The 25,740-nt window shown below is 64.3% G+C and carries 25 protein-coding genes; 13 read left to right on the top strand and 12 right to left on the bottom strand.

What is annotated here, in order from left to right; all coding sequences use genetic code 11:
* Positions 1-8: 8 nt before the first annotated feature.
* From AC07NT_RS06705 to AC07NT_RS06680, 6 genes are all read right to left on the bottom strand, one after another.
* Complete coding sequence (locus AC07NT_RS06705; protein ID WP_498598488.1) at positions 9-704, bottom strand: ABC transporter ATP-binding protein; 696 nt, start codon at positions 702-704, stop codon at positions 9-11.
* Positions 705-714: 10 nt separating this feature from the next.
* On the bottom strand, positions 715-1,488 hold the full coding sequence (locus AC07NT_RS06700; protein WP_498597219.1) for an ABC transporter ATP-binding protein: 774 nt from the start codon (positions 1,486-1,488) through the stop codon (positions 715-717).
* 14 nt (positions 1,489-1,502) lie between these two features.
* The gene (locus AC07NT_RS06695) at positions 1,503-2,795 is read right to left on the bottom strand and encodes a branched-chain amino acid ABC transporter permease (RefSeq protein WP_498597220.1); all 1,293 of its coding nucleotides are present in this window, start codon (positions 2,793-2,795) and stop codon (positions 1,503-1,505) included.
* Between the two features lie 5 nt (positions 2,796-2,800).
* A complete protein-coding gene (locus AC07NT_RS06690) occupies positions 2,801-3,817 on the bottom strand; it encodes a branched-chain amino acid ABC transporter permease (protein WP_498597221.1) in 1,017 nt (338 codons plus the stop codon).
* Positions 3,818-3,933: 116 nt separating this feature from the next.
* The gene (locus AC07NT_RS06685; RefSeq protein WP_498597222.1) at positions 3,934-5,166 is read right to left on the bottom strand and encodes a branched-chain amino acid ABC transporter substrate-binding protein; all 1,233 of its coding nucleotides are present in this window, start codon (positions 5,164-5,166) and stop codon (positions 3,934-3,936) included.
* A 155-nt stretch (positions 5,167-5,321) separates the two neighbouring features.
* Positions 5,322-6,953 carry a 3-(methylthio)propionyl-CoA ligase gene (locus AC07NT_RS06680; RefSeq protein ID WP_498597223.1) on the bottom strand — a complete coding sequence of 544 codons (1,632 nt, stop codon included), beginning with the start codon at positions 6,951-6,953 and terminating at the stop codon, positions 5,322-5,324.
* A gap of 123 nt (positions 6,954-7,076) precedes the next feature.
* On the opposite strand from AC07NT_RS06680, the gene AC07NT_RS06675 reads away from it, so the two are divergent.
* The 8 genes from AC07NT_RS06675 (at position 7,077) to AC07NT_RS06640 (ending at position 14,666) form a co-directional block, all read left to right on the top strand.
* On the top strand, positions 7,077-8,567 hold the full coding sequence (locus AC07NT_RS06675) for a protein adenylyltransferase SelO (RefSeq protein ID WP_498597224.1): 1,491 nt from the start codon (positions 7,077-7,079) through the stop codon (positions 8,565-8,567).
* 16 nt (positions 8,568-8,583) lie between these two features.
* On the top strand, positions 8,584-8,991 hold the full coding sequence (gene msrB / locus AC07NT_RS06670; RefSeq protein WP_498597225.1) for a peptide-methionine (R)-S-oxide reductase MsrB: 408 nt from the start codon (positions 8,584-8,586) through the stop codon (positions 8,989-8,991).
* Positions 8,992-9,126: 135 nt separating this feature from the next.
* Positions 9,127-9,660, top strand: a complete 534-nt coding sequence (locus AC07NT_RS06665; RefSeq protein WP_498597226.1) for a septation protein A — start codon at positions 9,127-9,129, stop codon at positions 9,658-9,660.
* A gap of 103 nt (positions 9,661-9,763) precedes the next feature.
* A complete protein-coding gene (locus tag AC07NT_RS06660; RefSeq protein WP_498598489.1) occupies positions 9,764-10,003 on the top strand; it encodes a BolA family protein in 240 nt (79 codons plus the stop codon).
* 39 nt (positions 10,004-10,042) lie between these two features.
* A complete protein-coding gene (locus AC07NT_RS06655; RefSeq protein ID WP_498597227.1) occupies positions 10,043-10,828 on the top strand; it encodes a peptidylprolyl isomerase in 786 nt (261 codons plus the stop codon).
* A gap of 213 nt (positions 10,829-11,041) precedes the next feature.
* Positions 11,042-11,812, top strand: a complete 771-nt coding sequence (locus tag AC07NT_RS06650) for a metal-dependent hydrolase (protein ID WP_498598490.1) — start codon at positions 11,042-11,044, stop codon at positions 11,810-11,812.
* Positions 11,812-12,627, top strand: coding sequence for an ABC transporter substrate-binding protein (locus tag AC07NT_RS06645; protein ID WP_498597228.1), 816 nt, complete (start codon positions 11,812-11,814; stop codon positions 12,625-12,627). Before AC07NT_RS06650 ends, AC07NT_RS06645 begins: the two co-directional genes overlap by 1 nt.
* A 50-nt stretch (positions 12,628-12,677) precedes the next feature.
* A complete protein-coding gene (locus AC07NT_RS06640) occupies positions 12,678-14,666 on the top strand; it encodes a peptidase U32 family protein (protein WP_498597229.1) in 1,989 nt (662 codons plus the stop codon).
* A gap of 15 nt (positions 14,667-14,681) precedes the next feature.
* Here AC07NT_RS06640 and AC07NT_RS06635 read toward each other — a convergent pair whose 3' ends face one another.
* From AC07NT_RS06635 to AC07NT_RS06625, 3 genes are all read right to left on the bottom strand, one after another.
* On the bottom strand, positions 14,682-15,242 hold the full coding sequence (locus AC07NT_RS06635; RefSeq protein ID WP_498597230.1) for a hypothetical protein: 561 nt from the start codon (positions 15,240-15,242) through the stop codon (positions 14,682-14,684).
* Between the two features lie 130 nt (positions 15,243-15,372).
* Positions 15,373-15,597, bottom strand: a complete 225-nt coding sequence (locus AC07NT_RS06630) for a DUF1161 domain-containing protein (RefSeq protein ID WP_498597231.1) — start codon at positions 15,595-15,597, stop codon at positions 15,373-15,375.
* 135 nt (positions 15,598-15,732) lie between these two features.
* Positions 15,733-16,515: an IclR family transcriptional regulator domain-containing protein gene (locus AC07NT_RS06625; protein WP_498597232.1), complete on the bottom strand. Its 783-nt coding sequence runs from the start codon at positions 16,513-16,515 to the stop codon at positions 15,733-15,735.
* 132 nt (positions 16,516-16,647) lie between these two features.
* Between AC07NT_RS06625 and pobA the strand changes: the two genes are divergently transcribed.
* The gene (gene pobA, locus AC07NT_RS06620; RefSeq protein WP_498597233.1) at positions 16,648-17,832 is read left to right on the top strand and encodes a 4-hydroxybenzoate 3-monooxygenase; all 1,185 of its coding nucleotides are present in this window, start codon (positions 16,648-16,650) and stop codon (positions 17,830-17,832) included.
* A gap of 24 nt (positions 17,833-17,856) precedes the next feature.
* On the opposite strand, the gene AC07NT_RS06615 is transcribed toward pobA, so the two are convergent.
* Positions 17,857-19,482, bottom strand: a complete 1,626-nt coding sequence (locus AC07NT_RS06615; RefSeq protein WP_498597234.1) for a diguanylate cyclase domain-containing protein — start codon at positions 19,480-19,482, stop codon at positions 17,857-17,859.
* Positions 19,483-19,591: 109 nt separating this feature from the next.
* Here AC07NT_RS06615 and AC07NT_RS06610 point away from each other — a divergent pair, with 109 nt between their 5' ends.
* Positions 19,592-20,452, top strand: a complete 861-nt coding sequence (locus tag AC07NT_RS06610) for a CoA transferase (RefSeq protein ID WP_498597235.1) — start codon at positions 19,592-19,594, stop codon at positions 20,450-20,452.
* Between the two features lie 3 nt (positions 20,453-20,455).
* Here the strand turns inward: AC07NT_RS06610 and AC07NT_RS06605 are convergent, their stop codons facing one another.
* Positions 20,456-22,777 carry a YgiQ family radical SAM protein gene (locus tag AC07NT_RS06605; protein WP_498597236.1) on the bottom strand — a complete coding sequence of 774 codons (2,322 nt, stop codon included), beginning with the start codon at positions 22,775-22,777 and terminating at the stop codon, positions 20,456-20,458.
* A 128-nt stretch (positions 22,778-22,905) separates the two neighbouring features.
* On the opposite strand from AC07NT_RS06605, the gene AC07NT_RS06600 reads away from it, so the two are divergent.
* The gene (locus AC07NT_RS06600) at positions 22,906-23,649 is read left to right on the top strand and encodes an MgtC/SapB family protein (protein WP_498597237.1); all 744 of its coding nucleotides are present in this window, start codon (positions 22,906-22,908) and stop codon (positions 23,647-23,649) included.
* On the opposite strand, the gene AC07NT_RS06595 is transcribed toward AC07NT_RS06600, so the two are convergent.
* The gene (locus tag AC07NT_RS06595; protein ID WP_498597238.1) at positions 23,646-24,548 is read right to left on the bottom strand and encodes an SMP-30/gluconolactonase/LRE family protein; all 903 of its coding nucleotides are present in this window, start codon (positions 24,546-24,548) and stop codon (positions 23,646-23,648) included. The two genes, AC07NT_RS06600 and AC07NT_RS06595, sit on opposite strands and share 4 nt — an antisense overlap.
* Positions 24,549-24,567: 19 nt before the next feature.
* Here AC07NT_RS06595 and AC07NT_RS06590 point away from each other — a divergent pair, with 19 nt between their 5' ends.
* Together AC07NT_RS06590 and AC07NT_RS06585 are read left to right on the top strand one after the other, a co-directional pair.
* A complete protein-coding gene (locus AC07NT_RS06590) occupies positions 24,568-25,158 on the top strand; it encodes a chromate transporter (protein ID WP_498597239.1) in 591 nt (196 codons plus the stop codon).
* Complete coding sequence (locus AC07NT_RS06585; RefSeq protein ID WP_498597240.1) at positions 25,155-25,733, top strand: chromate transporter; 579 nt, start codon at positions 25,155-25,157, stop codon at positions 25,731-25,733. Before AC07NT_RS06590 ends, AC07NT_RS06585 begins: the two co-directional genes overlap by 4 nt.
* Positions 25,734-25,740: the final 7 nt, after the last annotated feature.

The following is a 25,740-nucleotide window of genomic DNA, read 5'->3' as shown; positions in this document are numbered from 1 at the left end:
TGGAAGGCTCAGACCTCGAGCCACTCCTTGCGGGTGTAGCTGTCGTTGCGCAGCGCTTCGGGGGTACCCTCGAAGACGATGCTGCCGTGCCCCATGACCAGGGCGCGGTCGGAGATGGCCATGGCGATGGTCAGCTTCTGTTCAATCAGGAGGACCGAGATTCCGCGCTCCTTGAGCGTCTTCAGGTACTGGCCCACCAGCTCCACGATCTTGGGGGCCAGGCCTTCGGTGGGCTCGTCGATGATGATCAGGTCCGGGTCGCCCATGAGGGTGCGGCACAGGGTCAGCATCTGCTGCTCGCCCCCTGACAGCACACCGGCCTCGGTGTGCTCCCGCTCCTTGAGGCGCGGGAACATGGTGTACATGTCGTCGAAGGTCCAGCGGCTCTTGCGGCCCTTGCCTTTCTCGCCCAGCATCAGGTTCTGGTGGACGGTCAGGTCAGGGAAGATGTCACGGTTCTCCGGCACGTAACCCACGCCCAGGTGGGCGATCTCGAAGGCCTTCTTGCCCTGGATCTCCCCGCCCTTCCACTGCACACTGCCGGCGCAGTCCACCAGGCCCATGACGGCCTTGGCCGTGGTGGAGCGGCCCGATCCGTTGCGCCCCAGCAGGGCCACGATCTCGCCCGGTTGCACTTCGAAACTCACACCATGCAGCACATGGCTCTTGCCATAAAAGGCGTGCAGGCTCTCAACTTTCAGCAAAGCCGTCATCTCAATGTCCCCCCGCCTGCGAATCGGCCACGGTCGAGCCCAGATAGGCTTCCTGCACACGCGCGTTCGCACGCACGGCCTCCGGTGTGTCGAAGGCCAGCAACTCGCCATAGACCACCACCGCGATCTTGTCGGCCAGGCCGAAGACCACGCCCATGTCGTGCTCCACGGTCAGCAGGGTCTTGCCCTCGGTGACTTCGCGGATCAGCTTGATGAAGCGCGTCGTCTCGCTCTTGCTCATGCCGGCGGTCGGTTCGTCCAACAGGATCACGCTGGCGCCGCCGGCGATGGTGACGCCGATCTCCAGCGCCCGCTGCTCGGCATAGGTCAGGTTCACGGCGAGGATGTCGCGCTTCTTGTCCAGGCGGATCATCTCCAGCAGTTCCTCGGTGCGGTCGTTGGCATCGTCCAGGTCGGCGAGGAACTTGAAGAAGGTGTAGCGGTAGCCCATGCTCCAGAGCACGGCGCAGCGCAGGTTCTCGAAAACACTGAGCTTGGGGAAGATGTTGGTGATCTGGAAGCTGCGCGCCAGGCCCATGCGGTTGATCTCGTAGGGCCGCATGCCGTCGATGCGACGGCCATGCAGCAGCACTTCGCCGCTGGTCGGTCCGAAGCGCCCGCTGATGAGGTTGAACAGCGTGGACTTGCCGGCACCGTTGGGGCCGATCACCGCCACGCGCTCGCCCGGCTGGACGACCAGATCGACACCGCGGATGATTTCGGTCCGGCCAAAACTCTTGCGCAGCGCCTTGAGCTCCAGTGCAGGTTGGGTCATGTTCGTGGCCCCGCTCATAGCGCTTCCCTCCGCTTGATTTCTTTTTCGATGTCTTCCTGGACCACACCCCATTCATGCACGTAGTGCCGGCGGCACAGTTCGAACAGGCCCAGTCCCGTCAGCAGCACGAAGGCGCCGCCGAACCAGTGGTCCGGGCTGTGCGCGTTGAGCGGGATGCCGATGAAAGTCAGCTCGGGGCCCATGGAGAGATTGAGCTGGATGTGATAGATCATCTCGATCAGCACCGCAGCGCCCAGCAGCAGCACCAGGGCTGAGATGGCCAGACCCAGGTAGCTGACCCAGAGCTTGCGCAGGAAGCCGAAGCTGGCCACGCGCAGGTTCATCATGATCAGGCTGGCGATGCCGCCCGGCGCGTACATCACCATGAACACGAAGATAAGGCCCAGGTAGAGCAGCCAGGCCTTGGTGATCTCGGACAGCAGCACCGAAGCCAGCACCATCAGCACCCCGCCGATGATGGGGCCGAAGAAGAACGTGGCACCGCCCAGGAAGGTGAACAGCAGGTAGGCGCCGGAGCGAATGCCGCTCACCACCTCGGCCGTGACGATCTCGAACAGGATGACGCCCAGGCCGCCCGCGATGCCGGCGAAGAAACCCGAGATGATGAAGGCCAGGTAACGCACACGCTGCGTGCTGTAGCCGATGAACTCCACCCGTTCCGGGTTGTCGCGCACAGCGTTCAGGATGCGGCCCAGCGGCGTGCGCGTGAAAGCGAACATCAGTGCCACGCAGATGAAGGTGTAGACCGCGATCAGGTAATAGACCTGGATGCCCGGGCCGAAGTTGATGCCGAAGAAAGACGAGCCCGTCACCCGGTTGCCCGAGACACCCGCCTCGCCACCGAAGAACTCGGAGAACATCAGCGACATGGCGAAGACCAGCTCGGCCATGCCCAGCGTGATCATGGCAAATGGCGTGCCCGACTTGCGCGTGGTGACGTAACCAAAGAGCACGGCAAACCCCATGCCGGCCAGGCCGCCGATGATGGGCAGCAGACTGACCGGGATGGGCAGGGTTCCCTTGCTGACCATGTTCAGGGCATGGACGGCCATGTAGGAGCCCAGGCCCGAGTAGACGGCATGACCGAAGCTCAACATGCCGCCCTGCCCCAGCAGCATGTTGTAGGACAGGCAGGCGATGATGGCGATGCCCATCTGCGACAACATCGTCACCGACAGGCCGCTGGTGAAGACCTTGGGCGCAAGGAGCAGGAGCAGCGCGAAGAAGCCCCAGATGATCCAGCGTCCAACGTTGTAGGGTTTGAATTCGTAGTAGTGCTTGACCATGATGTTCACTCGTCCCGTGTACCGAGCAGGCCCTTGGGCCGGAAGATCAGGATCAGGACCAGGAAGAGATAGGGCAGGATGGGCGCGACCTGCGAAAGTGTGAGCTTGAGCACCGAGTTGTTGCGCGCTGCGGCGCCAAGCTCCAGCCCCAGCTGCTGCGCCAGCGTGACGAACGAGTAGTCGAAAGCCACGGCAAAGGTCTGGATCACGCCGATCAGCACCGAGGCGAGGAAGGCGCCGGAGAGCGAACCCAGCCCGCCCACCACCACCACCACGAAGATGACCGAGCCCACCGTGCCGGCCATGGCCGGTTCGGTCACAAAGGTACTGCCGCCAATCACACCGCCCAGGCCGGCCAGCGCGGCACCGGCGCCGAACACCAGCATGAACACGCGCGGCACGTTATGGCCCAGGGACTCGACCATCTCGGGGTGGGTCAGCGCAGCCTGGATCACCAAGCCGATGCGGGTACGCGTGAGCATGAGCCACAAGGACACCAGCATGAACAAGGCCACCAGCATCATGAAACCGCGCGTAGCCGGGAACGGCGAGCAGGCGGCGGCCTCGCAAAGTTCTGCGGGTGCCATGCCCCAGACCAGGCTGATGCCCTCTGCCGCGTGGTTGATCAGCGTGAACATCGGGCCCTGCAGCAGCTCGGGCGGGCGGAACTCCACGGCCGTACGGCCCCAGACCAGCTGAACCAGCTCGAGGATGATGTACGACAGGCCGAAGGTGATCAACAGCTCCGGCACATGGCCGTACTTGTGCACCTTGCGCAGGGCCAGGCGCTCGAACACCGCGCCGAGTGCACCGACCAGCAGCGGCGCCACGATCAGGCCGGGCCAGAAGCCAACCAGGGAAGCCACGCTGTAGCCGATATAGGCGCCCAGCATGTAGAAGCTGGCATGGGCGAAATTGAGCACGCCCATCATGCTGAAGATCAGCGTCAGCCCGGAGCTGAGCATGAACAGCAGGAGCCCATAGCTCAAGCCGTTGAGCATGGAGATGATGAAGAACTCCATCAGGAAACAACCTTCCGTGTCTGCGTGGCAGACCTCATTACTTGGCGATCAGACATGAAAAAGGCCCGACCTTTTCAGAGCAATCGGGCCCCATGCCTGGCTGCGATCAGGAAAACTCAGGGGCGCTTCATCTGGCAGCTGGTGGGCGTGCTGGACACGTAGGAGGGGAATTCCTTGACCAAGGCCAGCGTCATGCCGGTGTTTTCCGGGCTGTAGGGGAACTTCTTGTCCGCCTTCTGCCAGACCGTCAGGTACAGCGGTTGCTGCATCTGGTGATCGGTCTTGCGCATCTCGACGTCGCCGTTGTAGCTCTTGAACTTCAGGCCTTCCAGGGCGGCGGCCACCTTGACCGGATCGGTCGACTTGGCCTTGGCCATGGCTTCACCCAGGGCCTTGTAGATGTGGATCACCGAGCCGGTATAGAAGTCATCCTTGAACTTGGCCTTGTACTCGGCCTGCCACTTGCCCATGTCGCCACCCATGTTGTAGTGGTTGTAGGACACCTGGAAGACGCGGCCCGCGCTGGTCTGGCCCAGGGCGGTCGGCGTACCGCTCACGCCGGTGTAGTAGGTATAGAACTTGCCGTTGTAGCCGCCTTCGTTGGCAGCCTTGACCAGCAGGGCCAGGTCCGAACCCCAGTTGCCGGTGATCACGGTGTCAGCGCCCGAAGCCTTGATCTTGGCGATGTAGGGCGCGAAGTCGCGCACCTGGGCCAGCGGGTGCAGGTCTTCGCCGACGATCTGGACGTCGGGGCGCTTGAGCGCCAGCGTTTCCTTGGCGAACTTGGCGACCTGGTGGCCGTGCGAGTAGTTCTGGTTCAGCAGGTAGACCTTCTTGACGTCCTTCTGGTCCTTCATGAAGGTGGTGATGGCTTCCATCTTCATGGAGGTGTCGGCGTCGAAGCGGAAGTGCCAGTAGTTGCACTTGCTGTTGGTGAAATCGGGATCCACAGCCGAGTGGTTCAGGTAGATGATTTCCTTGCCGGGGTTGCGCTCGTTGTGCTTGGCCACGGCGTCGATCAGCGCACCGGCCACCGAGGAGCCATTGCCCTGCGTGATGTAGCGCACGCCCTGGTCGATCGCAGCCTTGAGCTGGTTCAGGCTTTCGGCCGGGCTGAGCTTGTTGTCCAGGGCGATGATCTCGAACTTCACGCCAGCCGGGTTACCCGCGCCGCTGAACTTCTCGCCGAAGAACTGGAAGCTGCGGACCTGGTTGTTGCCCACCGGGGCCATGAGGCCTGACAGCGGGTCGATCCATGCGATCTTGACGGTTTCGCCCTTCTGGGCCAGGGCCGCGCCGGCAAAAGCCAGGGTTGCGGCGGCGGTCACGAATTTCACGGTGAACTTCATTTGTCGTCTCCTCGTTGTCAGAATGTTTGCAGAGTAACCAAATTCAACTATCAACGCGCTAGGGATTGCCCTAGAACTATCGCCTTTGCGACTCCGCTGCCGTCGGTCCTACGACCTTGCACCACAGCGGGTCATTCCGCCTGCCCGGGGCCGCTTCAGGTGCCCGGCAGTTTGTAATCCTTCAGCGTCTCCCGCAGCCGGGTCTTGAGCATCTTGCCGGTGGCGCCCAGGGGGATGGCATCGACAAAGATCACGTCGTCCGGAATCTGCCACTTCGCTGTCTTGCCCTCGTAGAACTGGAGCAGTTCTTCCTTGCTTACCTCCGCTCCCGGCTTCTTCACCACCACGACCACAGGACGCTCGTCCCATTTCGGATGTTTCATGCCCACGCAGGCCGCCATGGCCACGGCCGGGTGGGCCACGGCGATGTTTTCCACATCGATCGAGCTGATCCATTCGCCGCCGGACTTGATCACGTCCTTGCTGCGGTCGGTGATCTGCATATAACCGTCGGGGTCGATGGTGGCCACGTCACCGGTGGGAAACCAGCCGTCCTGGACCAGCGGGTTGCCGCCCTCCCCCTTGAAGTACTCGCGCAGGATCCAGGGGCCGCGCACCAGCAGGTCGCCATAGGCCTTGCCGTCCCAGGGCTGCTCCTTGCCGTCACCGCCCACGATCTTCATGTCCATGCCGTAGATGGCGCGTCCCTGCTTGAGGCGGATCTTCATCTGCTCGGCCTCGGGCATGGTCAGGTGCTTGTTCTTGAGCGTGCACAGCGTGCCCAGGGGCGACATCTCCGTCATGCCCCAGGCATGCAGCACCTCCACGCCGTACTCTTCGCGGAAGGCGGTGATCATCGCCGGCGGGCAGGCCGAGCCACCGATGACCGTGCGCTTGAGCGTGGAGAACTTCAGGCCATTGGGCTTCAGGTGGCCCAGCAGCATCTGCCAGATGGTGGGCACGCCGGCGGCGTAACTCACGCGCTCGGACTCGATCAGTTCGTAGATCGACTTGCCGTCCAGTGCTGGTCCCGGGAAAACCAGTTTTGCGCCGGTCAGGGCCGCCGAGTATGGGATGCCCCAGGCGTTGACGTGGAACATGGGCACCACCGGCAGCACCGAGTCGCGCGCACTCAGGCACATCACATCGGGCAGCGCTGCTGCGTAGGCGTGCAGGATGGTGGAGCGGTGGCTGTACAGCGCGGCCTTGGGGTTGCCGGTGGTGCCGCTGGTGTAGCACATGCTGGAGGCCGAGTTCTCGTCGAATTCCGGCCAACGGTATTTCTCCGACTGGGCGCCGATCCAGGCCTCGTAGCTCTGCAGATTCGGAATGCCGCTGTCCTTGGGGAGTTTGTCCGCGTCACACAAGGCGATCCAGTGCTTCACCGTGGTGCATTTGCTATGCACGGCCTGGATGATGGGCAGAAAACTCAGGTCGAAACACACGACCTGGTCTTCGGCGTGGTTGGCGATCCAGGCGATCTGCTCAGGGTGCAGGCGCGGGTTGAGGGTGTGCAGCACACGGCCCGAACCGCTGACACCGAAATACAGTTCCAGATGGCGATAACCGTTCCAGGCCAGGGTGGCCACCCGGTCGCTGAACTGCAGCTTCATGGCATCGAGCGCGTTGGCCACGCGGCGGGCCCGCACGGCGACGTCGCGCCAGTGGTAGCGGTGGATGTCGCCTTCGACGCGGCGCGAGACGATCTCGCCGTCCCCGTGGTGCCGTTCGGCAAAGTCGATCAGGGAAGAAATCAGCAGGGGCTGGCTTTGCATCAATCCGAGCATGGACAGGTCTCCTTCTTTGTTCTAGGTGCTCTGCGTGCCAGTATGAACCAAGGGATAGTCCTGTTCACTGAGGGTAAGTCCCTGATCCGGACCGGAGATCGTCGGCTGCGAGACAATCCAGCCATGTCTGTCGCCACTGAAACCACCCTGGACGGGAAAGCTGCCGTTGAGACCGGCCTGCACTGGGTCAACCGCTACGCCGCCCTCGGCCCGGCTTTCCACACTGCGCTCCCCCCGCAGCCGCTGCCCGCCCCCTACTGGGTCGGTCAGAGTCGCCGCGTGGGGCAGGCCCTGGGCCTGCCGCAGGACTGGGTGAACTCTGAGGACCTGCTGCAGGCGCTCAGCGGCAACCGCCCCCTGGCCGACACCCAGCCCGTGGCGACGGTCTACAGCGGCCACCAGTTCGGTATCTGGGCCGGTCAGCTTGGCGACGGCCGGGCCTTGCTGCTGGGCGAAACCGCTGACGGCCTGGAGCTCCAGCTCAAGGGCGCCGGCCGCACGCCTTACTCACGCATGGGCGACGGCCGCGCCGTGCTGCGTTCCAGCATCCGCGAATTTTTGTGCAGCGAAGCCATGCACGGCCTGGGCATCCCGACCACACGGGCCCTGTGCGTGACGGGCTCGGACGCGCCGATTCGGCGCGAAACCATCGAGACCGCCGCCGTGGTCACGCGCGTGGCGCCCAGCTTCGTTCGCTTCGGCCATTTCGAGCACTTTGCCGCCAACGACCGCCCCGAAGAACTGCGCCGGCTGGCGGACTTTGTCATCGACAACTACTACCCGGCCTGCCGAGCGAACGACAAGTTCGCGGGCAACGTCTACGCGGCCCTGCTCGAAGCCGTCAGCGAACGCACCGCGGCGCTGCTGGCCCAGTGGCAGGCCGTGGGCTTCTGCCATGGCGTCATGAACACCGACAACATGAGCATCCTGGGCCTGACCCTGGACTATGGCCCCTTCCAGTTCCTGGACGGCTACGACCTAGCTCATATCTGCAACCACTCTGACGACCAGGGTCGCTACGCCTACGGCCGCCAGCCCAACATCGCCTACTGGAACCTCTACGCCCTGGGTCAGGCCCTGCTGCCGTTGATCGACGATCAGGAGCTTGCCCTGGCCGCGCTGGAGTCCTACAAGACGGTGTTCCCGGCAGAACTGGAAGCACGTCTGCGCGCCAAGCTCGGGCTGCAACGAGCGCAGCCTGAGGACCGGGCGCTGGTCGAAGGTATCCTGAAGCTGCTGGCACAGGAACGCGTGGACCACACCATCTTCTGGCGCCGGCTCAGCCACTACGCAGCCGACAGCCAGGCCGCCCCGGTGCGCGACCTGTTCCTGGACCGTGTCGCCCTGGACGACTGGCTGCGCCTCTACGATGCCCGCTTGGCCCGCGAAGACGGTAACCGTGGGGCCGGCATGCTCAAGGTCAATCCCAAATTTGTCCTGCGCAACCACCTGGGCGAGCTGGCCATCCGCCAGGCACGGGACAAGGATTTTTCCGGGGTTGCGAAACTTCTGGCCCTGCTGGAGACTCCTTATGACGAGCACCCCGGCCATGAGGCCGAGGCCGGTTTTCCGCCCGAATGGGCCAGCGGCATCGAAATCAGTTGTTCATCTTGAGCGAGAGTGTCCAGTCATGAGTTACGCCATCCAGAAAACTGCAGAAGAGTGGAAAGCCCTGCTGGCCGAAAAGCATGCCGAGCCCGGTGCCTACCAGGTCACACGCCACGCGGCCACCGAGCGCCCGTTCACGGGCAAGTACGCCGACTTCTGGAAACCCGGCCACTACAGCTGTGTCTGCTGCGGCGCCCGCCTGTTCGAGGCTGACAGCAAGTTCGACGCCGGTTGCGGCTGGCCCAGCTTCTCGGAGCCGGCGGAACCCCATGCCATTGAAGAGCGGCGCGACATCAGCCACGGCATGGTGCGCGTGGAAACCGTCTGTGCCCAGTGCGGCGCGCATCTTGGCCATGTGTTCGAGGATGGCCCCACGCCCACGGGCCTGCGCTATTGCATGAACTCCGCCGCCCTGGAACACAAGGACTAAGCCCCAGGCAACGCTCCCTGCGCCACCCCCTTTTGCGGGGAGCCGCACCCGTAGCCCGGCAAGGCCGGTTCTGCGGCGCTCCGGACAACAAGCCTGGCGAGTCACCCCACCTCATCTCCGTCCGATAATCAGCGCATGAAAATCCTGATCGACTTCTTTCCCATCCTGCTGTTTTTCGGCGCCTACAAGTTCTACGACATCTACGTCGCCACCGCGGTGCTGATGGCCGCCACGGTGATTCAGACCGGCCTGATCTACGCCATCGACCGCAAGCTGCAGGCCATGCAGAAGATCACCCTGTTGCTGATCCTGGTCTTCGGCACGCTGACCCTGGCCCTGCACGACGACCGATTCATCAAGTGGAAACCCACCGTGCTCTACGCGGCCATGGCCATCGCGCTGGCCGTGGCCCTGTGGGTCATGAAAAAGAACTACCTCAAGCTGTTGCTGGGCAGCCAGCTGGAATTGCCGGATGCCGTGTGGATGCGCCTGAACGTGGCCTGGATCGTCTACTGCGCTTTCATGGCCGCGCTCAACGGCTACGTGGCGGCTTTCTACAGCACCGAGGTCTGGGTCAATTTCAAGCTCTGGGGCTATGCCTTCCCCCTGCTCTTCATCGTCGGCCAGGGCCTGTACATCGCCCGCTACCTGAAGACCGACCAGGCCTGAACCCCGTGAGCGCCGCGCAGAACCGATTCAAGCAAGCTCGCACCGCAGTGAGCAGCACGGAGGTATCCCAGTGACACAGGATCTGTCCGGACTGGCCGACCTCATGGCCCAGCGGCTGCGGGAAAAACTGCAGCCCGGCCTGCTGGAAGTCATCGATGAAAGCGCGGCCCATGCCGGCCACACCGGCTCCAACGGCACACCCTACGGCACCCACTTCCGGGTGCGCATTGCTTCACCCTTTTTTACAGATGTCTCACGCGTGGCGCGCCATCGCCTTGTGTATGATGCGCTGCAAGATTTCATCGCCCAGGGCGTGCATGCCATCGCGATCGAAACACTCTAGATCACCACCGGTTCCCCTCTCGTTTTCCTAGGACTCATGATGAACAAGCTGATACTTCCGGCCCTGGCCCTCGCTACCCTGATGGGCACCCTGGCCATGCCGGCCCAGGCGCAGAACCTGGCCATCGTCAACGGCAAGCCGATCCCGCTGACGCGCGTGGACGCGCTGGCCCAGCAGTTCGCCCGCTCGGGCCGCCAGATCACTCCCGAGATGATGGAAGAACTCAAGAAGGCCGTGGTCGACCGCGAACTGCTGGTGCAGGAAGCACAGAAACAGGGCCTGGACAGCAGCGCTGAATTCAAGGCCCAGATGGACTTCACGCGCGACTCCCTGCTGATCCGCGACCTGGTCACCACCTTCCAGAAGAACAACCCGATCACCGACGCTGAAGTCCAGGCTGAATACGACAAGTTCGCCACGGCCAACAGCGGCAAGGAATACCGTGCCCGCCACATCCTGGTCGAGAAGGAAGCTGAGGCCAAGGCCATCATCGCCCAGCTCAAGAAGGGCGCCAAGTTCGAGGCCATCGCCAAGAAGCAGTCCAAGGACCCGGGCTCTGGCGCCAACGGTGGTGATCTGGACTGGGCCGCGGCCAGCAACTACGTCAAGGAGTTTTCCGACGCCATGGTCGCCCTGCCCAAGGGCAAGATCACCGAGACCCCGGTCAAGACCCAGTTCGGCTACCACGTGATCCGTCTGGACGACGTGCGCGAAGCCCAGCTGCCCAAGATCGAGGACATCAAGCCGCAGATCGCTCAGCAACTGGGTCAGCAAAAGCTGCTGAAGTACCAGGAAGAACTGCGCGCCAAGGCCAAGATCGAATAAACCCTGGCGGCTTTCCCGAAAAACGCGGCCGTGGCCGCGTTTTTTCATGGCTGCGACATGGCACTCGCGGGGTTTGCTCGCTTGACGCAGGCTGGCGGCCTGTGTTCAATCAGCACACGTCCCCACCAACCCAGCCCAGGAGATTCCATCATGTTCACCGTATTGAACCCACTCTTCAAAGCCGCCCTGGCGACCAGCCTGCTGCTGGGTGCCATGGGCGCCAGTGCCCAAAGCGGCAAGACCGAAGTGCTGTGGCTAGGTCAGGCCGCCGTGCGCATCACCACCCCCGGCGGCAAGGTCATCGTGGTCGACCCCTGGCTGCGCACCAACCCCAAGACCCCGGCCGGTTTCAAGAACCTCGAGGCACTGGGCAAGGTCGATCTGGTGCTGGTCACCCACGCCCACTTCGACCACGTCGCCGACGCTCCGGACCTGGCCAAGATGCACAAGGTTCCCATGTACGGCCCGGCCGGTATGAACCAGACCATCGCCACCCTGGGCGTGCTGCCGCCCGAACTGGCCCCGCGTTTTGGCAAGGGCGGAACCATCGAGCCCTTCGGACCGGGCAGCGTGAAGATCACCGCCACCCATGCCGAACACTCGTCTGAATTTGGCTGGAAGAACCCGGCCACGACCAAGGAGGAGGTCCATGTGGGCGGCGAGCCAGTGGGTTTCATCATCGAGATGGAGAACGGCTTCAAGATCTACCACATGGGGGACACCGGCCTGTTCGGTGACATGAAGTTCATCGGCGAGTACTACAAGCCTGACCTGCTGCTCATCCCCATTGGCGGCCACTTTGTCATGAGTCCGGCCGACGCCGCCTACGCAGTCAAGAATTACCTCAAGCCCAAGTACGCCCTGCCCATCCACTACGGCACCATTCCGCAACTCAAGGGCACCACGGCCGAGTTCTCGGCCGCGCTGGGCATCGAAGCCAACAAGATGCTCAAGGTGCAACCCGGCGAGAAGGTGGACTTCTGATGACTGCAGTGACCTCGTGGCTGAAACACCTGCTCAAGATCGTCTCCCTGCTCGGGCTGTCAGCACTGCTGCAGGCCTGCAGTTCGGTGCCGCCCGCCACGCTGCAGGCACTGGCACCCCAGGGAACCCTGCGTGCCGCCATCAACTTCGGCAACCCCATCCTGGCCAACAAGGACGCGGCCGGTCAGCCCACGGGCGTCTCGGTCGACCTGTCGCGTGAACTGGCCCGGCGCCTGGGCGTGAAGCTGGAGCTGGTGACCTTCACCTCGGCCGGCCAGGTCGTGGAAGCGCTCAAGGCCGACAAGGTGGACATCGCCTTTGTCGCGATCGACCCGCAGCGCGGACAGGACGTGCTCTATAGCGCCGCCTACGTGGTGATCGAAGGCGCCTACCTCGTGCGTCAGGACTCCCCGATCCGGCGCAATGAGGAGGTGGACCACCCTGGCATGCGCGTGGCCGTGGGCAAGGGCAGTGCCTATGACCTCTACCTGAGCCGCGAGATCAAGCGGGCCACGCTGGAACGCGCACCGACCTCGCCCGTTGTCGTCGACTACTTTATCGCCAACAAGCTCGAAGTCGCCGCCGGCGTCAAGCAGCAGCTCGAGGCCGATGCCAAGCGTGTGCCCGGCTTGCGCCTGCTGCCCGGCCGTTTCATGGTCATCAACCAGGCCATGGGCACGCCGCGCGTGCGCGGCGAAGCCGGCGTCAGCTACCTGCGGGGTTTTGTCGAGGAAATGAAGGCCTCGGGTTTTGTCGCCCAGGCCCTCCAGCGGCACGGCATTGAAGGCGCGGCCGTCGCCCCGGCCGAGCGCTGAAGGCCCTACCCGGCCTGCCAGATTTCCGGCAGGCTGGGATAATCGGGGGCATGTCGATTCCCGATCACCAGCTTGAACTCCTGTCGCCGGCGCGCACAGCCGACATCGGCATTGAAGCCATCAACCATGGCGCCGATGCCATCTATATCGGTGGCCCCTCCTTCGGCGCGCGCAGCACGGCCGACAACCCGGTGCAGGACATCGCACGCCTGGTCCGGCACGCCCATCGCTACAACAGCCGCGTTTTTGTCACGCTCAACACCATCCTGCGTGACGACGAGCTGGAGCCGGCCCGCAAGCTGGCCTGGCAGCTCTACGATGCCGGTGTGGACGCTCTGATCGTCCAGGACATGGGTTTGCTGGAGATCGACCTGCCCCCTATCCAGTTGCACGCCAGCACCCAGACCGACATCCGCACGCCTGAGAAGGCGCGTTTCCTGCAGGACGCCGGCCTGTCCCAGATCGTTCTCGCGCGCGAACTGACGCTGCAGCAGATCCAGGCCATTCGCGCGCAGACGCACTGCACACTGGAGTTCTTCATCCACGGTGCCCTGTGCGTGGCCTACAGCGGCCAGTGCTACATCAGCCACGCCCATACGGGCCGCAGCGCCAACCGCGGGGACTGCTCGCAGGCCTGCCGCCTGCCCTACCAGGTACAGGACAGCCAGGGCCGTTTTGTCGCCCACGACAAACACGTGCTGTCCATGAAGGACAACAACCAGAGCGAGAATCTTGCTGCCCTGGTGGACGCCGGCATCCGCAGCTTCAAAATCGAAGGGCGCTACAAAGACCTGGCCTACGTCAAGAACATCACGGCGCACTACCGCAGGCTCTTTGACGAGCTGCTGGAGCAACGCCCGGAACTGGCCCGCGCCTCCAGTGGCAGGACCACCTTCACCTTCACGCCCGACCCGAACCAGAACTTCAACCGCGAGTTCACCGACTACTTCGTGCAGGGCCGCAAGGAAGACATCGGCGCTTTTGATACGCCCAAGAACCCCGGTCGCCATCTCGGTTATGTCACCAAGGTTGGGCCAGATTTCGTCGAACTCACGGTTACCGAGCCCGGCACCGTGCTGCACAACGGCGACGGCTTGTGCTACTACGACCTGCAGAAGGAACTCGTGGGCCTGGCCATCAACCGCGCCGAGCCGGCCGGTGCCATGTCCGTCGATACCTGGCGCGTCTATCCCAAGGACCCGATCGCCGGGCTGAAGGACCTGCGCAAAGGCACCGAACTCAACCGCAACCGAGACATGAACTGGGTGCGCATGCTGGAGAAGAAATCCAGTGAACGCCGCATCGGCCTCTGGGCCAAGCTGGCCGAAACCGTTAACGGGTTCTCATTGCAGCTCACGGACGAAGACGGTCACACGGGCCAGGCCGCCGTAGACGCACCCAAGGAGCCAGCAAAGAACCCCGCTCAGGCCGAGACCACGCTGCGTGAGCAGCTGGGCCGCTTCGGCGCGACCCTCTTCGAGCCGATAGACATCCTGCTTGAACTCAGCCAGCCCTGGTTCGTGCCAGCCTCCACGCTCAACGCTTTGCGCCGCGACGCGGTGGCCGCACTGGAAACGGCACGCGTCGGCGCTTACGCGCGCCCGCCGCGCGCTAAACCCGTCGAGCCGTCGGTGGCCTACCCGGAGGACACGCTGACCTATCTGGCCAACGTCTACAACGAGAAGGCCCGCGACTTCTACGCCAAACACGGCGTCAAGGTCATTGCCGCGGCCTACGAGAGCCATGAGGAAGAAGGCGAAGTCAGCCTCATGATCACCAAGCACTGCGTGCGCTTCTCGTTGAGCCTGTGCCCCAAGCAGGCCAAGGGTGTAACGGGCGTGCAGGGCACGGTGCGCGCCGAGCCACTGACGCTGCTAAACGGCAAGGAGAAGCTCACCCTGCGCTTTGACTGCAAACCCTGCGAGATGCACGTGGTGGGCAAGATGAAGAAGTCGGTACTGAACCAGGCCACGCGTGAGGCCCAGGAAATCCCGCTGAAGTTCTACCGCACGCGTCCGCAGGCCATTACGCTGGACTGAGCGCCCCTTCCCGGCTCAGTGCTGCGGCCCGGTGTCGTCCAGCGGCACGATGTCGGTCTGGTATTCCCAGTCGCCCACATGCAGCACGGGCAGTTCGTTGCCCTGCCGGATGGCCTCCATCAGCGCCTCTTTTTCCTCTTCCGAGACCAGTTGGTAGTGCGGATGCGCCGGGGCGACCGCAGCCAGGGCGCTGGAGGATCGTGGGACGTCCGGCGCCTCGCCGGTACGCCAGTAAATGGCATCTAGCGACAGGCCGAAGCGCTCGTAGGCGCGCTGGCGTATCCAGTTTTCGGTTTCCGGGTCATCCCAGGCACGACCCGCATGCTGCGGCTGGAAATGCCGGCCCACGTCGATCATGACGACAAAACGGTGGTGGCGCGGGTCCAGCGGCATGGTCCGCAGCCGGTAGCTGTCTGCAGCCACGTTCAAGGCCTGCAGACTTTCCCGTACGGTCTGGTCCAGCAGTTCACGCCGGAACGCCTTGCGTTCCTCCAGGTCCATGCGCCGGGGCAGCATGGAGTTGGGACTTAGGGTTTCCGGGCTGGCGCCCTGATTCTTGCGAAATAGGGAAAACATGGTCGAAACCATTCTGCAGCGCCAGGCGCGGCAGCGGCGGCTGGATGGTATGGATTTGTAAGCGGTGCAAACGCGTGCGTACAAAAAAAACGCCGCCCGAAGGCGGCGACCGGACCGGGCTTGCGCCGTCTCAGTTGCGTACGTAGATGATCTTCTTTGCCCCGCCCTCGCAGCTGCCCACGACCTTGCGGTCACCGACCTGATCACTGGCCACGATCTCCAGCGTGTAGTTCTTGACGCCATTGGCGTCGATCTTGGCCGCGATCTCGGCCTTCAACTCGTCACAGGGCTTGAGTTGGGCCCAGGCGCTGGGCAAGGCACATGCCAGGGCGATGATGAGTGACAGACGTTTCATGGTGGCTCCTTGTGTGTGATGGAAATTAGGCATGCAGAATACCTTTTCCAATATATACCGCAAGCCCCAAGTGGCGTCGGACCAACTGCGAACTGTTGCAATTGCATACAGTTCATGGACGCCGCGAACAGCCTCTCAGAGCAGGGCGCGCACTTCGCGCGCGGCCTCCCACATCAGGGGGAGGAGTTCGCGTTGCATCGTTGCACCGGAAAGGCGCGCGGTCGAGCCCACCACATTGAGTGCGGCCACCACCTGGCCCTGCACATTGCGTAGAGGCACCGCCAGGGCATGTACGCCCAGTTCGTGCTCCTCGCTGCTCAGGCAGTGATCATCCCGCCGGACGGCTTCGACCAGGGCGCGAAAGGCGCGCGGCTCGGTCACGGTGTGCATGGTCAGGCGCGTCAGCAGCCGTCCTTTCATCCAAGCCTGGAACTCCGACCGTGGCAGGGCCGCCAGCAGGACACGACCGGTCGAGGTGGCGTGGGCTGGCAGCCGCGCGCCCAGGTGCAGGCCGTAGGCCATGAGCTGCGGCTGGCCCTCGGCGGCCCCCCGACGCACATCGCTGTTGCGCGCCACGATGACCACCTCGTCGCCGTTGAGCACGACGGCCGAATAGGCCTGCCCGGTCTGCGTGGCCAGGCGTTCCAGTGCCGGTTGCAGCAGGCGCGGCAGGCGCGCCGAAGCCAGGTAGCTGCCGGAAAAGCGCAGCACCTTGCTCGATAGCCAAAAATAGCTGCCGTCGGTCTCCAGGTAACCCAGATGGGCCAGCGTGAGCAGGTGGCGCCTCGCCGCGGCGCGTGTGAGGCCGGCACGCTGGGCGGCCAGCGTGGCGTTGAGGCGCTGGCGTTCGGTGTCAAAGCTCTCCAGCACGGCCATGCCCTTGGCCATGCCTTCGATCAGGTCGGATTTGGCAATCATGGAAACCTCATTGTTTGCGCGATGATCGCACATTTATGGCGATCATCGCGCATTGACGAGCATCAAGGGATGCATTACGGGCCACTCCTGCCTATTCTTGGACATCGCTTTTTTACCGCACAGGAGCACCTCATGCGCACCCAGGTTGCCATCATCGGCGCCGGCCCTTCGGGCCTGCTGCTCGGCCAGTTGCTGCACAAGGCGGGCATCGCCGCCGTCGTCATCGAGCGCCAGACCGGCGACTACGTGCTCTCGCGCATCCGAGCCGGCATCCTGGAGCAGGTTTGCATCGACCTGATGGACGAGGCTGGCGTCGGCGCGCGCATGCACAAGGAAGGTCTGGTCCATGGCGGCTTCGACATGCTGTTCAAGGGCGAGCGCCACCGCATCGACATGAACAAGCTGACCGGCGGCAAGAACGTCATGGTCTATGGCCAGACCGAACTCACGCGCGACCTGATGGACGCACGCCAGGCCGCCGGCCTGACCACGGTTTACGAGGCCGCCAACGTGCAGGTGCACGACTTCGACACGAAAAACCCGCGCGTGACCTACGAGAAAGACGGCAAGAAGCATGAAATCGCCTGCGACTTCATCGCCGGCTGTGATGGTTTTCACGGTGTCTGCCGCGCCAGCGCACCGCGCGGCGCCATTCGCGAATACGAGAAGGTCTACCCTTTCGGCTGGCTGGGCCTGCTGTCGGACACGCCGCCCGTGCACGAGGAGCTGATTTATGTGAACAGCCCGCGCGGCTTTGCCCTGTGCTCACAACGCAGCCACACACGTAGTCGCTACTACCTGCAGGTGCCGTTGACAGACAAGATCGAGGACTGGTCCGACGAGGCCTTCTGGCAGGAACTGCGCCTGCGCCTGGATCCCGAAGCCCGCGCCAAACTCATCACCGGCCCCAGCATCGAGAAGAGCATTGCCCCGCTGCGCAGCTTCGTGACCGAGCCGCTGCGCTTCGGTCGCATGTTCCTGGCCGGTGACGCCGGTCACATCGTGCCGCCCACGGGCGCCAAGGGCCTGAACCTGGCCGCCACCGATGTGAAATACCTGTTCAACGGGCTGGTCGAGTATTACCAGGACAAGTCCGAAGCCGGCATTGACCGCTATTCCGAACTGGCGCTCAAGCGCATCTGGCGCGCCGAACGTTTCTCCTGGTGGTTCACCAGCCTGATGCACCGTTTCCCGAACGAAGGCGAGATCGCCCAGAAGTTCCAGGAAGCCGAATTGGACTACCTGATTCACAGCGAGGCCGGCTCGCGCAGCATTGCCGAGAACTACGTGGGCCTGCCGCTGGACTTCGGCCGCTGAGCGAGGCACCGTCGGCCCGGGAGCTCAACTCTCGGCGGTGTTTGTCTTGAAGGTATTGCGCCCGCTCGCCTTGGCGCGGTACATGGCCGCGTCCGCACGACGCATCAGTTCGGCGAGTTCCGTACCGTCGTGCGGGTAGCGGCTGACGCCGATGCTCGCCGTGACCTTGAGCACCTTGTCGTCGAAGACATAGTCGGGTGCCAGCGCGGCCAGCATCTTGTGCGCAATGACGGCCGCATCCTCGGCGCGTTCTTCGCTCTCTACCAAGGCCACGAACTCGTCACCGCCCAGGCGCGCTACCAGGTCACCCTCGCGCAGGCACAGGCGCAAACGCAAGGCCACCTCGCGCAGCAACATATCCCCCAGCCGGTGGCCGTGCGTGTCGTTCACCGCCTTGAAGTCGTCAAGGTCGACAAAAAAGAGCAGGAAAATGCCATTGCGGCGCTCCGCACGGTGCCGCGTGCGGTTGAGAGCGTCCATGAACATGGAGCGGTTGGGCAGGCCGGTCAATTCGTCATGGAAGGCCCGGTGGTGCAATTCCTGCTGCGCACGCTTGCGTTCGTCGATGTTGGTCAACGTGGTCAGAACGCAGTCGCCCCCCGCGAAATCGATGCGCTGGCAGGACACCAGCGCCCAGAAGCGCCCGCCGCTGCTGTCTTGCAGCTCGACCTCCTGATCGCGCAGACCGCCCTTGCGCCAGACGGCGCCAATCAGCTCTTTGCGTTCCTCGGGGCGCACGTAAAAACTGTCCGCCTTGTACACCTGCGCGGCGTTGTCCTCCATTCGGAACTGGGCCTGTGCTCGCTCGTTGGCGAACACAATGGCGGCATCTTCCCGGCGCACGATCAGGATGGGCAGGGGCGCGAGCTGGAGCAGCCCGCGCAGCTGGGTTTCGCTGTCGACCAAGGCGCGCTGGAAGCTCGCGTTCTGCATGACGAGCCGGCGCGAGAACTGGTAGGCCACCGCCAGCAGGATCGAGACCACCACAAACATCAACCCCAACAACACGGTGCTGGTCTTGCGCGCGGCACCTGCCAGGGTAGATGAGAACGCGTCTTCCAGCGGTGTGAGCGCGCGGTCGATATCGTCGAGTTGCTGCAGGTAGGCTCGCGTGATGGCCGGACCGGCTTTCCCTGCCCGCACGCTGGCCCGGATCTGGGTCCCCAGGTCGATCAGCCGGTCGATATGCACATCGGCCTCGGCCCAGATCGTGATGGCCTGGTCGATCTCCGGCACGCGGCGAAAGACCCGGAACAGGTGGATCATGCCCTGGACGTCATCAGGGTGATTGCGCCCTTGCAGAAAGCCCTGGGCGGCCACGCCCAGGTCGGGATCGGGTTTTTCCAGTTCCAGCCGGGCCTGGCGGTCGCCCAGCACCACCGAAAGCGCCGCTTCATAGCGCTGGTAATCGACGGACTGGTGATCCTGCGTGTAACGCAAGAGGGCGTGCACGGCCTGCTTCTGCGCCTTGGACCACATGCCCTCGCCGCCCACATAGGCACGGCCCGCCGACATGAGGCTGATGCTGTAGCTGGCCAGCAGCAGCAGCAGGATGACCACCCCGACGAACACCCAGACGATGGCAATCAGGCCACGGGCCTGATCGGCACGTGCCGCATGGGGGTCTGTTGCAGACAAATCGATCGTCAAGATCACCTCACCCTTCGGGTCTTGTACGGACCCGCATGTCCCAGCGTATCAAAGAAAAACACATCTGTCCAAACACGGTCCGACCGCCGGCTTCATTACACTGGCCGCCATGGCACAGACCTCCAAACCCCTCAAGGGCGTGCGCGTATTCAGCCTCGCGCTGAACCTGCCAGGCCCGGCCGCCCTCATGCGCCTGCATCTCCTGGGGGCCCGCTGCACCAAGCTCGAACCGCCCGCCGGCGATCCCATGCAGGCCTACCAGGCCGCTGCCTATGCGGAACTTCACACGGGCATCCGGGTGCTCCAAGCTGACCTCAAAACCGACACCGGCCGCAAGCTGCTGCAACGCGAACTGGTCCGCGCCGACGTGCTGCTGACTTCCTTCCGCCCCTCTGCGCTCAAGCGTCTGGGCCTGGGTTGGTCTGCGCTGCACCGGGAGTACCCGGCCCTGAACCTCGTGACCATCGTCGGTGCCCCAGGCCCGGCGGCGGAGATCCCGGGGCACGACCTAACCTATATGGCCGAGCAGGACCTGATCAACGGTCTGGCCCTGCCCCCTACACTCTTTGCCGACATGGGCGGCGCCCTGCTGGCCAGCGAAGCCGTGCTGCAGGCCCTGATGCTGCGTCAGAAGCAAGGCCACGGCACGCGGCATGAAGTGGCCCTCTCGGAGGCCGCGGCTTGGCTGGGTCTGCCACGGCGCTGGGGTCTGACCGCTCCGACAAGCGCGGTGGGGGGCGGCCATGCCGGCTACCGTGTGTATGCCTGCAAGGACGGGCGCGTGGCCGTGGCGGCGCTGGAGCCGCATTTTGCGCAGGCGCTGTGCGAGGCAGCGGGTCTGAAGCCGGCGTCGATGATGGGGCCGACCATGCACCAGGCCTTGGCAATCTGGTTCGGGCAGCAAAGCCGACGCACGCTGGATGCACTGGCGCAGCGGCTGGATCTGCCGCTGCACACTCTCAAGAAATAAAGCTCAGCGCGGTTTGCGCGCCGGCTTGGCCTTGGCGCTGCCGGTCTCGCGCGGGGGCAGACCGGTGTGCCGGGTCAGGATGAGACCTTTGACCGGGGTGTTCACGGCGGGCTTGGCGGCCGAAGGCGTGGAGTTCTTGCGCCGCGCGCTCTGGTAGCTGCCGTCGGTCAGCGGCTGGAAGGTCGGGATCAGATGCTGCTTGCCGTTGCCGATCAGGTCGGCACGGCCCATGGTCTTGAGCGCTTCACGCAGCAGCGGCCAGTTGTTGGGGTCGTGGTAACGCAGGAAGGCCTTGTGCAGGCGACGGCGCTTGTCGCCGCGCACGATATCGACCTTTTCGCCCCGCGCGTCGCGGTGGATCCCCTTGAGCGGGTTCAGGCCGCTGTGGTACATGGTCGTGGCCGTGGCCATGGGGCTGGGATAGAAGGTCTGCACCTGATCGGCGCGGAACCCGTTCTTCTTGAGCCACAGCGCCAAGTTCATCATGTCCTCGTCGCTCGTGCCCGGGTGGGCCGCGATGAAGTATGGAATGAGGTATTGCTTCTTGCCAACTTCCGCGCTGAACTTCTCGAACATCTGCTTGAACTTGTCATAGCTGCCGATGCCGGGCTTCATCATCTTGGAGAGCGGCCCGCCTTCGGTGTGCTCGGGCGCGATCTTCAGGTAGCCGCCCACGTGGTGCTGTACCAGTTCCTTGACGTACTCGGGCGACTTCACGGCCAGGTCGTAGCGCAGGCCCGATCCGATCAGGATCTTCTTCACGCCCTTGAGCGCACGCGCGCGCCGGTACATGTGGATCAGCGCGCTGTGGTCGGTGTTCAGGTTCTGGCAGATGCCCGGGTAGACGCAGCTGGGCTTGCGACAGGCGGCCTCGATCTCGGGGCTCTTGCAGCCGATGCGGTACATGTTCGCAGTCGGTCCGCCCAGGTCGGAGATCACGCCAGTAAAACCACTGACCTTGTCGCGGATGTCCTCGATCTCCTGGATCACCGAGTCTTCCGAGCGGCTCTGGATGATGCGGCCCTCGTGCTCGGTGATCGAGCAGAACGTGCAGCCGCCGAAACAGCCGCGCATGATGTTCACGCTGAAGCGGATCATCTCCCAGGCCGGGATCTTGGTGGCACCGTCATGGCTGCCGTTTTCGTCGGCATAGACCGGATGCGGGCTGCGCGCGTAGTGCAGGCCGAAGACATAGTCCATCTCGGCCGTGGTCAGCGGAATCGGAGGCGGGTTGATCCAGACGTCGCGCGCTGTTGTGCCTTCGCCGTGCGCCTGCACCAGGGCCCGCGCATTGCCGGGGTTGGTCTCCAGGTGCAGGACACGGTTGGCGTGGGCATAAAGCACCGGGTCGGACTTGACCTGCTCGAAGCTGGGCAGACGGATCACGCTGCGGTCACGCGGCAGGCGCTTGATGCTGCCCTTGCCCGTGAGCGCCGGGTTGGCCATGAAGGTGATGGGCTGGATGGCCGGCATCACGGCAGGTGCGGTACCGCCCTCTTCCTTGCTGCAGGACTGGCCCTGGGCTGCGGCCTGCTCGGACGTGGTCTGGTAGGGGTTGATGTGCTCTTCGATGTGGCCCGGCGTGTCCACCTCGCTCGAGTCGATCTCGAACCAGCCCTCGGGGCTCTCGCGCTGCACAAAGGCCGTGCCGCGCACATCGGTGATCTGCTGCACGGGTTCGCGCGCGGCGATGCGGTGTGCCACCTCGACCAGGGCGCGCTCGGCATTGCCGTAAAGCAGCAGGTCGCACTTGCTGTCCACCACGATGGACCGGCGCACCTTGTCGCTCCAGTAGTCGTAGTGGGCGATGCGGCGCAGCGAGCCCTCGATGCCGCCCAGCACGATGGGCACGTCCGGATAGGCCTCGCGGCAGCGCTGGCTGTAGACGATGGCTGCGCGGTCCGGCCGCTTGCCGCCCACGTCGCCCGGGGTATAGGCATCGTCGCTGCGGATCTTGCGGTCCGCTGTGTAGCGGTTGATCATGGAATCCATGTTGCCCGCGGTCACACCCCAGAACAGGTTGGGTTTGCCCAGCACCTTGAAGGGGTCGGCGCTCTGCCAATCGGGCTGGGCAATGATGCCCACGCGGAAGCCCTGCGCCTCCAGTACCCGGCCGATCACGGCCATGCCGAAACTCGGGTGGTCCACATAGGCGTCGCCCGTGACCAGGATGATGTCGCAACTGTCCCAGCCCAGCTGCTCCATCTCCTTGCGGCTCATGGGCAGGATGGGGGCCGTGCCAAAGCGCGCGGCCCAGTACTTGCGGTAACTGGTCAGCGGTTTGGCGGCGCGCGGAAAGAGGGAGACGTCGACGGGAGCGTTCATAAGCGGGACAGGCAACCCTGAAGTGTACGTTTTTGGCAATACCAGCGGGGGCCCGGGGGGATCCCTCGCTTGGCAGCACCGTTCCGCGGGCGCAGAATGGTTCCAAGCCATCTGTAACCCACTGTCACATGCCCACCTTCGACACCCTCGCCGCGTTCTGGACCATCCCCATGATCAAGACCAATGTCCTGGTCTTCCTCAACCTTCTGGGCGCCCTGCTGCTGGGCCTGCTGGTCGGGTACGAGCGGTCTTACCATGGCCGGGCGGCCGGCATGCGCACCTACGGCCTGGTCTGCATGGCCTCTGCCGCGCTGACCGTCATCGGCGGCTACTCCGCCTCCTGGTTCGGCGGCAACTTCCTGCTGGGCACGGCCACCGACACCAGCCGCGTGATCCAGGGCATTGTCACCGGCATCGGTTTCCTCTGCGCCGGGGTCATCATGCGCGAGGGGTTCAACATCAGCGGCCTGACCACGGCGGCCTCCCTGTGGTCGGCCTCGGTCATCGGCATCCTGGTCGGCGTGGGCTTCTATGGCGCAGCCATGGCCCTGGCCGGCCTCTCGGCCTTCTCCATGATGTGGATCTCCCGACTCGAAACCTGGTTGCCCTCGCGCCAGGCCGTGGCCATCACTCTGTGCTTCAAACCCGGCTTCAAACCCAGTGAAGCCGCTTTGCAGCAGATGGCCAGCAAGCGCGGTTACGACATTGCGACCGGCACCATTTCCATCGAATGCCGGGAGGATGTCCTGGAATGGTCCTTCGTGGCCGTGGCGCGCAACCGGCAGAGGATGGTCCCCATCGCGGAGCTGGCCAACGAAATCACCCGTTTTGACGGGGTCAACAACTTCCAGCTCAACTACGCGCGCAACTAGGGCCGGCCCGCGCCGGCCACCGTCACGTCCAGGGTGTGGATGGTGCCCGTGCGCAGCTCTCGCGCCTGTTCGGGTGTCACCATGACCTTGCTGGAGAGGATGTAGAGGGTGCGCCGCTGTGGCCCGCCCAGCATGCAGGCCAAGGGCTGTCCTGGCATGGGCAGGCGCTGTGTCACTTCACCCCCCTCCCGCACGCGCAGCACTTCGCGGCTGGCCGGTGAGGCCAGCCAGACCGCGCCCTCGGCGTCCAGACAGATGCCGTCCGGGCTGCTCTTGGGGATCGCTGCCCAGGTACGGCGTCCACTCAGCGCACCATCGGCGCCAATGTCAAAAGCTGTCAGCCGCGCGGCAAAACTCTCGGCCACGATCAGCGTGTGCCCGTCCGGTGTGATGACGCTGCCGTTGGGAAACATCAGGTCTTCGGCCACGACGCGGGCGCGACCGTCGGGTTCCACCAGGATCAGATTCGTGGCCCGCGGCTCGGCCCGCGCCAGCATGTCGAAGCCGAAATTGCCAATGTAGGCGCGCCCCTGGGCATCGACCACCATGTCGTTGCAGTGAAAAGGCGCCAGGGCCGACAAGTCCGCCACTTCGACCAGCGTATCGCCGTCCAGCCGCAACAGGCGCCGCTCCTTCATGGACACCACGAGCAGGCGCCCGTCGGGTAGCCAGCCCAGGCCCGAGGGCTGGCCCGGTACGGTCGCCACGGTCTCGCAGCGCCCGTCCGGCCACAGGCGCATCACCAGCTGCGTGTAGAAGTCGGAAAACCAGAGCGCACCCTCGTGCCAGCGCGGGGATTCGGGAAAGGAAAGCTGGTTCAGGAGGAGCTGCGGTACGGCGTCGGACATGCGGCTGATCTTGGGTACGGCCACGCGGCCCGTCAAGCGTTTGCGGGACAAGAGGCCCGATAATCGGCGCATGGATGACACTTCCCGCAGCGTCGAACGCACGCAACCCCAATCCCTGGCGGATCTCTTCATTTCCTTCACCGTGCTGGCCCTGCAGGGCTTTGGTGGCGTGCTCGCCGTGGCACAGCGCGAACTGGTTGAGCGCAAACGCTGGTTCACGAACGAGGAATTTGTCGAGGAATGGGCCGTGGCCCAGATCATGCCCGGCCCCAACGTGGTGAACCTGGCCGTCATGATCGGCGGGCGCTACTTCGGTGTGCCCGGCGTGCTGGCGGCGCTGGCCGGTATCTTCACCGCACCGATGGTCGTGGTGCTGTCCCTGGCCCTCCTGTACGCCCAGTTCGCCAGCCACCCCGGCGTCATCGGCGCGCTGCGAGGCATGGGGGCGGTGGCCGCGGGCCTGGTGGTGGCCACCGGATTGCGGCTCGCGACCTCCCTCAAGAGCAGCGTCATGGGCATCGCCCTGAACAGCGTGCTGGGCGTGCTGGGCTTCATCGCCGTGGCCCTGTTGCGCTGGCCGCTGATCTATGTGCTGCTGGGCCTGGGCAGTGTGGCCTGCGTGCTCGCCTACCGCCTGCTGGGCCAGGAGGCACGCGCATGAACCCGATGCTGGACCTGGGCTGGGGCGACTGGCTCTATCTCTTCACGCACTTTCTGACCCTCTCCCTGCTGTCCGTGGGCGGTGGCATCACCACAGCGCCGGACATGCACCGCTTTCTGGTGGACCAGCAGGGCTGGCTCACTGATCCCCAGTACACCTCGTCCATCGCCATCGCGCAGGCCGCGCCCGGGCCGAACATCCTGTTCGTGGCCCTTCTGGGCTGGCATGTCGGGCTCAACACCGGGGGACTGGGCTGGGCGCTGTTCGGCGTGCTGGTCTGCATGGTGGGCATCATCATGCCCAGCACCATCCTGGTCTACGTCACCTCGCGCTGGAGCCATGAGAACCGCGACTTGCGCGCCGTGCGCGCCTTCAAGCTGGGCATGGCCCCCATCGTGATCGCCCTGCTGATCGCCACCGGCTGGATCCTGGCCCGGGCCCACGGCGACCCGGCGCGCGACTGGCCACTGTGGCTGATCACCGCGGTGACCGCCCTGATCGTTTGGCGCACCCGCCTGCATCTGCTGTGGTTGCTGGGTATCGGCGGCCTGCTGGGCTGGTTCGGCCTGGTCTGATCCCCGT

Source organism: Hylemonella sp. GW821-FHT10B10 (assembly GCF_059415585.1).
Note: the sequence above shows the minus strand (reverse complement) of the source record. Positions and strands in the feature narration are given on the sequence as shown.

Excerpts from the sequence above, each read along its gene's own strand:
- AC07NT_RS06700 (WP_498597219.1), bottom strand. The coding sequence starts at position 1,488 with ATGACCCAACCTGCACTGGAGCTCAAGGCGCTGCGCAAGAGTTTTGGC.
- AC07NT_RS06695 (WP_498597220.1), bottom strand. The coding sequence starts at position 2,795 with ATGGTCAAGCACTACTACGAATTCAAACCCTACAACGTTGGACGCTGG.
- AC07NT_RS06690 (WP_498597221.1), bottom strand. The coding sequence starts at position 3,817 with ATGGAGTTCTTCATCATCTCCATGCTCAACGGCTTGAGCTATGGGCTC.
- AC07NT_RS06685 (WP_498597222.1), bottom strand. The coding sequence starts at position 5,166 with ATGAAGTTCACCGTGAAATTCGTGACCGCCGCCGCAACCCTGGCTTTT.
- AC07NT_RS06680 (WP_498597223.1), bottom strand. The coding sequence starts at position 6,953 with ATGCTCGGATTGATGCAAAGCCAGCCCCTGCTGATTTCTTCCCTGATC.
- AC07NT_RS06675 (WP_498597224.1), top strand. The coding sequence starts at position 7,077 with ATGTCTGTCGCCACTGAAACCACCCTGGACGGGAAAGCTGCCGTTGAG.
- msrB (WP_498597225.1), top strand. The coding sequence starts at position 8,584 with ATGAGTTACGCCATCCAGAAAACTGCAGAAGAGTGGAAAGCCCTGCTG.
- AC07NT_RS06665 (WP_498597226.1), top strand. The coding sequence starts at position 9,127 with ATGAAAATCCTGATCGACTTCTTTCCCATCCTGCTGTTTTTCGGCGCC.
- AC07NT_RS06660 (WP_498598489.1), top strand. The coding sequence starts at position 9,764 with ATGGCCCAGCGGCTGCGGGAAAAACTGCAGCCCGGCCTGCTGGAAGTC.
- AC07NT_RS06655 (WP_498597227.1), top strand. The coding sequence starts at position 10,043 with ATGAACAAGCTGATACTTCCGGCCCTGGCCCTCGCTACCCTGATGGGC.
- AC07NT_RS06650 (WP_498598490.1), top strand. The coding sequence starts at position 11,042 with ATGGGCGCCAGTGCCCAAAGCGGCAAGACCGAAGTGCTGTGGCTAGGT.
- AC07NT_RS06645 (WP_498597228.1), top strand. The coding sequence starts at position 11,812 with ATGACTGCAGTGACCTCGTGGCTGAAACACCTGCTCAAGATCGTCTCC.
- AC07NT_RS06640 (WP_498597229.1), top strand. The coding sequence starts at position 12,678 with ATGTCGATTCCCGATCACCAGCTTGAACTCCTGTCGCCGGCGCGCACA.
- AC07NT_RS06635 (WP_498597230.1), bottom strand. The coding sequence starts at position 15,242 with ATGTTTTCCCTATTTCGCAAGAATCAGGGCGCCAGCCCGGAAACCCTA.
- AC07NT_RS06630 (WP_498597231.1), bottom strand. The coding sequence starts at position 15,597 with ATGAAACGTCTGTCACTCATCATCGCCCTGGCATGTGCCTTGCCCAGC.
- AC07NT_RS06625 (WP_498597232.1), bottom strand. The coding sequence starts at position 16,515 with ATGATTGCCAAATCCGACCTGATCGAAGGCATGGCCAAGGGCATGGCC.
- pobA (WP_498597233.1), top strand. The coding sequence starts at position 16,648 with ATGCGCACCCAGGTTGCCATCATCGGCGCCGGCCCTTCGGGCCTGCTG.
- AC07NT_RS06610 (WP_498597235.1), top strand. The coding sequence starts at position 19,592 with ATGGCACAGACCTCCAAACCCCTCAAGGGCGTGCGCGTATTCAGCCTC.
- AC07NT_RS06605 (WP_498597236.1), bottom strand. The coding sequence starts at position 22,777 with ATGAACGCTCCCGTCGACGTCTCCCTCTTTCCGCGCGCCGCCAAACCG.
- AC07NT_RS06600 (WP_498597237.1), top strand. The coding sequence starts at position 22,906 with ATGCCCACCTTCGACACCCTCGCCGCGTTCTGGACCATCCCCATGATC.
- AC07NT_RS06590 (WP_498597239.1), top strand. The coding sequence starts at position 24,568 with ATGGATGACACTTCCCGCAGCGTCGAACGCACGCAACCCCAATCCCTG.
- AC07NT_RS06585 (WP_498597240.1), top strand. The coding sequence starts at position 25,155 with ATGAACCCGATGCTGGACCTGGGCTGGGGCGACTGGCTCTATCTCTTC.